Genomic DNA, 6,585 nt, shown 5'->3' with positions numbered 1-6,585 from the left:
CTCACCTTATCGGCGGAAACCAGGCTGGCCGCGAGACCGAAGGCTGAAAGATCAAGAAGAAGGGTCGCGGATTCGCGGACCCCCTGTCCGGGATCGGCGCTCCACCAGAGGGAAGCCAGCGACCAGAGAGCCAGAAAGAGAAGGGGCCACATCGGGCGAAGGGCCTCGGGCCGGTATTGACTCGGGGATGGTGGCTCAAGAAGCAAGAAGGAAAAGGCCCACAGCCAGCAGCGTCACCGCGAGGAGAAAACCCTGAAAGAAAGGATATGCCACCCCGGAGAAGTGTGGACGGACCGCAAGTACAAGGATAAAGAGCACTCCGGCCCACTTTCGTCCATGCGGCATTACACGATTCCCCATATCCGCCGGAAAAGAGGACGGCGGCCAAAAGCCGCCGTCCTCAATACAGTCTACCCTGTCGGCCTTCTAGTGATTATAGGTGTTCGGGGTAACCCCGGAGGGGGTTCCCGTCAATGTGTCGGCATACCGGTTAGTGGCATTAGCCGTAATGGTAAAGCCGGTGCCATCAGTGGCGTAACTGAAACCGCTCAATTTGGCATCCGCTTGATCAGAGGGCAGATTGGCGTTTACAAGTATGGCACTGCCCCAAGTCACGGCGGATGGATACTTGTTGGACGGGTCGTTGGCCGCATAAGCCGCCAGTGTGGACCTGATTACGTCCATGTTCGCCTTGGCCGTCCCGAAGATCGCCTTGTCCTTCAGGTTAAGGAAGTTGGGGATGGCGATGGCCGCCAGGATTCCAATGATCATGATCGCCACGACGATCATCAACTCGATCAGGGTAAAACCTTTTTCACCTTTTCTCATTTTCATCAACATTTCGCTTCCCTTCCTTTCTATAAATCGAGTGGGGTGGGCATGTATGTTTTCACCCGGAAGGGAGCAAGGGCTGTGCCAAGGGTTGCCGGAAAGGTTCAGACCGCCTGAAATAACCGCAACCATCTGAAATATAACAACATTTGATTACGACACGGGATATTTACAGGGAATTAGCCGGGGAATATAGTGACAATTTACGTCACCCGAAGTGACCGGGAGTGTCTGGAAATTCACTCCTCCGCCATGCCGTACTTTTTCAGGCGGTACCGGAGGGACCGGAAACTCACGCCCAGGAGCTCGGCCGCCCTGGTCCTGTTCCCTCCGGCCTGATTAAGAGCTTTCTCGATAATCTGTCTTTCGTACCGTTCCAGAAGGGTGTCAAGCTGGGCCGTTTCAGGCGACGGAACACCCGATGGCCGGACCATCCCGTCCATCCGCCCGACCTCCGGCGGCAGCAGGTCCGCACCGATGATATCCCCTGTGGCCAGAGCCACCCCGCGTTCGACGATGTTTTCGAGTTCACGTACGTTGCCCGGATAGCTGTAGGACATGAGGGCCTTCATGGCATCCTGGGAAAAAACGGGAACCTGCCTTCCCTGGCGGTCGCAAAGGGCTCTAAGAAAATGGTCGATGAGCAGGGGGATATCCTCCTTCCTGTCACTCAGGGGAGGAACCTCAATATGGATCACGTTCAACCTGTAGAACAGGTCTTCCCGGAAACGGCCCTCCCTTACTTCCTTTGCCAGATCCCGGTTGGTCGCCACAAGGATGCGCAGGTCCACCTTGACCGGGCGTGTATCCCCGACGGGGACAACCTCCCGCTCCTGAATGGCCCTGAGCAGTTTAACCTGAAAGGCGGAGGATGTCTCGGTGATCTCATCGAGAAACAGGGTTCCGCCTGCAGCTGTCGCAAAAAGACCTTTTCTGTCCGTATCCGCACCCGTAAAGGAGCCTTTCCTGTGCCCGAAGAGCTCGCTTTCCAGAAGGGTTTCCACCAGGGCGCCGCAGTTCACGGTTACGAAGAGCCCTTTTCTCTCCTTGCCGTGGTAATGAAGCGCCCGTGCGATAAGCTCCTTCCCAGTGCCGCTCTCCCCCGATATGACCACCGTGGTGTCCATATCGCTGACCCTCTCGATAATATCGAAAACCCTCCGCATGCACTCGCTTTTACCCACGATGCTCTCAAAACCGAAGCGTGCCTCAAGCAGTTTCTGGAGCTCGACGTTCTCTTCGGCAAGCCGCCGCCTCTCAATGGCCGCGCTGATCCTCGCCTTGATCTCCTCTATGCGGAACGGTTTCGTAATGTAATCCTCGGCTCCGAGCTTCATGGCCTCCACCGCTGAATCGGGGGAACTGTAGGCAGTGATCATGAGAACCGGCATATCCGGGTAAGCGCTCCGGGACTGGCGAAGGAAATCGAATCCGGACAGCCCCGGCATGTTGATATCGGTAATGGCCAAATCGAAGGGTCCTTCGATCTTCAGGGCATCCAGGGCATCTCCGGCCGAAGAGCAGCATTGGACCGAATAACCTTCCCTGCCCAGGAAGATCTCCAACATGTCGCGCATGCTCCTTTCATCATCGATAACCAGCACATGTCCCTTTTTCTTTTTGCTCATTCCGATCTCCATGGGGGAAGACTGATCCTGATGACCGTCCCGCCCCCTTCCCTGGATTGGACCTCGATACGGCCCTGGTGGACCTCAACCAGCTGGTAGACGATAGCAAGGCCGAGCCCCGACCCCCGCTCCTTGGTGGTTTTGAAAGGCTCGAACAACACGGGCAGAATATCCTCCGATATTCCCGATCCATCGTCCGACAGGAGCAGGATGGTTTCCAACCCCGATTTTCCTTCCTCCCGTTTCAGGGCAATCTCGATCCTGCCGGCTCCGGCAATGGAATCGACGGCGTTTTTCAGGAGGTTGATGAGGATCTGCCTGATCTGGGACGAATCCACAGAGAGGACCGCCGGGCCTGCCGGGAGGTCAAGATCGATATCCACCGAAGCCGATTCAGGACTGCTCTGGAAAAATCGTACCGTTTCCTCGATAATCGTTCGAAGATCAACATCCTGAAAGTGTGGGGTGGGCGGCCTGGCGTAGGTCAGAAAATCCCCGACCAGGTAGTCCAGGCGTCCCGTCTCCCTCAGAACGATGTCCATGAGCTTTCGATTTTCATCCTCGACATGGAGGGAATCCTTCAGGATCTGGATTGACCCGCTCATCGAGGCCAGGGGATTGCGCACCTCGTGGGCGATACTGGCCGCCATTTGTCCAAGAGCCGTCAATTTTTCGGCCTTTTTGAGCTTTTCCTCAAGATGTCTAAGCTCGGTGAGGTCCTGAAAGATTACCACAAATCCCATCTCCGGTTCCTTCAGGGGGGATATGGAAAGGCCCATGATACGGCTCTCCCCGCCTCGGGCCGTAAAGCTTCCTTCCCACCGGTCGAGCTGCCTGTCGGAGGCCCGCGCACAGAGCTCGTTCAGAGGTATGCTCCCGAAGGCATCCGGTGGCGGCGGAATTCCGGGTTTAATGCCGGTCGGCCCAAGAATTTCGTAGGCGGATGAATTCATGGATCGAATACCTCCCCGGCCGTCCAGAACGGCTATGCCGCTGTTGATACTCTCAAACACCACATCGGACAGGTGCTGCAGCTTCTCCAGGTCCGCCGCTTTTTCGGTGAGGGCCTCCTTGGCTATCGTATACCTTTTCGCCATCTGCTGGCCCAGAAAGCCCACAGCGTAGAATGCCGCAATATTCAGGCCGACCCGCCCCAGAAGATCCCATGGATTGGCTGCGGAAGATAAGGGCATCGACTGTGGAAGGGGCGGCGAAAGAACGCCATAGTACATGAGGCCTGCAGTCGCACTGTAGAGGATGGCGGAAAAAGAGGCCGTCCAGTAGCCTCCGGAGCGCAGGGCCAGGGAGGACCAGAGGATAGAGAAGATAAATAGAAACGGGAAGGGACTCTCGTACCCCCCTGTCAGATAGACTATCAGCGTATAGATGGCCAGGTCAACGGCAATCTGGGCCTTTGCCAAACGACGGCCGTCGCGGACCTGGTTGAATATGCCGGCGAAGAGGATCGTCAGCAGATAGACGGCGACAACAACCAGGTAGACGGCGTAGATGGGCGCGAAGAAAAAAGTCTGGCTGCCCTTGACCTGCATGGCCACCGTCGCCACGAGAAAGAGCGTAACGGTGGCTATCCTGAAGATCATGAGGACCTTAAGGAGCAGCCGCAGTTCGGTCTGAAATGGATTTGGAGAGGGATCAGCCCCTGGGGCCATCTGTCCTGCTTACCCCAGAGCGGCCATTTTGAAGATGGGAAGATACATTGCGATGACCACGAACCCCACAACCCCTCCGAGAAAAACCATCATCAGGGGCTCCAAAAGAGAGGTCAGGGTTCCCACCGCGGTGTCAACCTCGTCATCGTAGAAATCGGCTATCTTGCCCAGCATGCTGTCAAGGGCTCCCGTGGCCTCTCCCACGCTGATCATCTGGACCACCATGGGCGGAAAAACGCCGGTTTCTTCCAAGGGTTCCGCGATGGTCTTGCCCTCACTGATGCTCTCACGGGTTCTGAAAACGGCCCTCTCGACAATTTTGTTACCCGAGGTCCTGGCACAGATTTCAAGGGCGTCCAGCAGAGGCACTCCGGAAGAGAGCATTGTCCCCAGCGTCCGGGTGAATTTGGCGACAGCGACCTTCCTGATGAGGGGTCCGAAGATCGGCATTCTGAGCATCATGCCGTCGATCCGGCGCATCCCTTCCTCGGTTTTATAGTATCTTTTCAGGATAATTCCGCCCACTATGACCAGGGCGACGAAGATCAGCATATTCCAGCTCGCTGCGAAGTTGCTCAGGTTGATCACCATCTGGGTAATATACGGCAATTCCCCCCCCAGCCCGGTAAACATGTCGGCAAATTTGGGAATTACGAAGATCATCAGCACTGCCACAACCGACACCGCGACACTGGCCGTAACAAGGGGATAGACCATGGCCGATTTAACCTTCTTTTTCAGCCCGATGGCTTTCTCCATGTAGGTGGCCAGACGCGACAGGATCGTGTCGAGGATACCTCCGGTCTCCCCGGCTTCCACCATGTTCACGTAGAGATCATCGAAAACCTTGGGGTGTTTGGAAAGAGCCTCCGCATAGGAGGCGCCGCCCTCCACATCGCTCTTGATCGTTTCCAGCGCCTTGCCCAGGGTCTTGTTGTCGCACTGTTCCGAGAGGATCTCGAGACACTGAACAAGGGGCAGCCCGGCATCGATCATGGTGGCGAACTGGCGGGTGAATATAACAACGTCCTTATCCTTGACCTTCTCCCCGAAGCCGGGGATGTTAATCTTGATCTCCTTTGGTTTGGCTTTAACCTTGGAGGGGGTCATTCCCTGCCTTCGGAGGGCGGTGTTGACGGCATCGGCAGTCTGAGCCTCCATCTCCCCCTTTTTAACGTCTCCCATTCTGGTTCGGGCTTCCCACTTGAAAACAGGCATCAATTACCTCCCTAATTAAGGGTGCGGGTCAGTCGGCCGCGGCTGTTCGGCAAACAGGCATAAACTACGCTCCCAGGCTCACCCCGGCCTGGATGAGCATCTGGCGCATCTCTTCAGGATGGGCAGTACGTCCCAGGGCCTCGTCCAAAGCAATGATTCCCTTCTGGTACAGATCCAGGAGAGACTGATTCATGGTCTGCATCCCGAATTTGGTTTGCCCGACCTGCATGCTCGAGTAGATCTGGTGGATCTTGTCCTCCCGGATAAGGTTCCGGATGGCGGCGTTGGGAACCATGATCTCCAGCCCCAGAATCCGGCCGCCGGTCTTTTTTGGGATGAGGGTCTGGGAGAGAACTCCCTCGAGGACAAAGGACAGCTGGGCCCGGATCTGTGGCTGTTGGTACGGGGGGAACACGTCGAGGATCCGGTTAATCGTCTGGACACAACTGTTGGTGTGAAGGGTGCCGAAAACCAGGTGGCCGGTCTCGGCGACTGTCAGCGCCGCCTCAATGGTCTCCAGGTCCCTCATCTCCCCGATGAGAACAATATCCGGGTCCTGGCGAAGAATGTATTTCAGGGCTTTTTTGAAGGACTCCGTATCCGCTCCCACCTCCCGCTGGTTTACCACACAGCTTTTGTGGGGATGTAGAAATTCGATAGGGTCCTCAACGGTAATAATATGCTCGTGGCGGGTGGAGTTGATGCGGTCGATGATGGCGGCGAGGGTAGTGGACTTTCCACTCCCGGTAGGCCCTGTGACCAGGATCAGGCCTTTCGGCTTCTTGGTCAGATTCTCCACGACTTTGGGAAGCCCAAGAAATTCAAAGGTCATGATCTCGAAGGGGATGGTTCTGATGGCAAGCCCAACCGACCCCCGCGTCTGGAACACGTTGGCCCTGAACCTCGACAGGCCCTTGATCCCGAAGGAAAAGTCCAGATCCTTGCTTTCCTCGAAGGTGTGTTTCTGGGCGTCGGTAAGCAGGCTATAGGCGATATTTTTTGTATCCGTTGGACCAAGGGCGGGCACGTTGAGGGGCCGTAGCTCTCCGTCTATTCGAAACTGTGGTGGGGTTCCGGGGGTAATGTGAAGATCGCTGGCGGTGTTCTCCACCATGAATTTCAGCATCTGATGGATGCCCGGCACCTCCTGGGCGTTATCCGACCCGGACCCGTCGTCCTGCTTCACATGGTCCATAATTTCAGTTTTCCTCCATCTCCCCGGGCCGACAGGCTGCATG

The 6,585-nt window shown here is 56.4% G+C and carries 7 protein-coding genes; all 7 read right to left on the bottom strand.

Annotated elements, in window-relative coordinates; all coding sequences use genetic code 11:
- Window positions 1–152: hypothetical protein (locus tag GXP52_09730; GenBank protein ID NOY87560.1), on the bottom strand; the 152-nt coding region annotated here is incomplete at its 3' end.
- Window positions 153–195: 43 nt separating this feature from the next.
- Window positions 196–345: a hypothetical protein gene (locus tag GXP52_09725; protein ID NOY87559.1), complete on the bottom strand. Its 150-nt coding sequence runs from the start codon at window positions 343–345 to the stop codon at window positions 196–198.
- Between the two features lie 81 nt (window positions 346–426).
- On the bottom strand, window positions 427–840 hold the full coding sequence (locus GXP52_09720) for a type II secretion system protein (GenBank protein ID NOY87558.1): 414 nt from the start codon (window positions 838–840) through the stop codon (window positions 427–429).
- A gap of 230 nt (window positions 841–1,070) precedes the next feature.
- A complete protein-coding gene (locus GXP52_09715) occupies window positions 1,071–2,459 on the bottom strand; it encodes a sigma-54-dependent Fis family transcriptional regulator (GenBank protein ID NOY87557.1) in 1,389 nt (462 codons plus the stop codon).
- The gene (locus GXP52_09710; protein ID NOY87556.1) at window positions 2,456–4,129 is read right to left on the bottom strand and encodes a PAS domain-containing protein; all 1,674 of its coding nucleotides are present in this window, start codon (window positions 4,127–4,129) and stop codon (window positions 2,456–2,458) included. The genes GXP52_09715 and GXP52_09710 overlap by 4 nt, the downstream gene beginning before the upstream one ends.
- A gap of 9 nt (window positions 4,130–4,138) precedes the next feature.
- Window positions 4,139–5,347: a type II secretion system F family protein gene (locus GXP52_09705; protein ID NOY87555.1), complete on the bottom strand. Its 1,209-nt coding sequence runs from the start codon at window positions 5,345–5,347 to the stop codon at window positions 4,139–4,141.
- 64 nt (window positions 5,348–5,411) lie between these two features.
- Window positions 5,412–6,491, bottom strand: a complete 1,080-nt coding sequence (locus GXP52_09700) for a type IV pilus twitching motility protein PilT (GenBank protein ID NOY87554.1) — start codon at window positions 6,489–6,491, stop codon at window positions 5,412–5,414.
- Window positions 6,492–6,585 lie beyond the last annotated feature (94 nt).

It is taken from the genome of Deltaproteobacteria bacterium (assembly GCA_013151915.1).
GTDB lineage: Bacteria > BMS3Abin14 > BMS3Abin14 > BMS3Abin14 > BMS3Abin14 > BMS3ABIN14.
This window is presented reverse-complemented; position numbering and strand designations above follow the sequence as displayed.

Coding starts and splice junctions, on each gene's coding strand:
- GXP52_09725 (NOY87559.1), bottom strand. CDS start 345: ATGCCGCATGGACGAAAGTGGGCCGGAGTGCTCTTTATCCTTGTACTT.
- GXP52_09720 (NOY87558.1), bottom strand. CDS start 840: ATGTTGATGAAAATGAGAAAAGGTGAAAAAGGTTTTACCCTGATCGAG.
- GXP52_09715 (NOY87557.1), bottom strand. CDS start 2,459: ATGAGCAAAAAGAAAAAGGGACATGTGCTGGTTATCGATGATGAAAGG.
- GXP52_09710 (NOY87556.1), bottom strand. CDS start 4,129: ATGGCCCCAGGGGCTGATCCCTCTCCAAATCCATTTCAGACCGAACTG.
- GXP52_09705 (NOY87555.1), bottom strand. CDS start 5,347: ATGCCTGTTTTCAAGTGGGAAGCCCGAACCAGAATGGGAGACGTTAAA.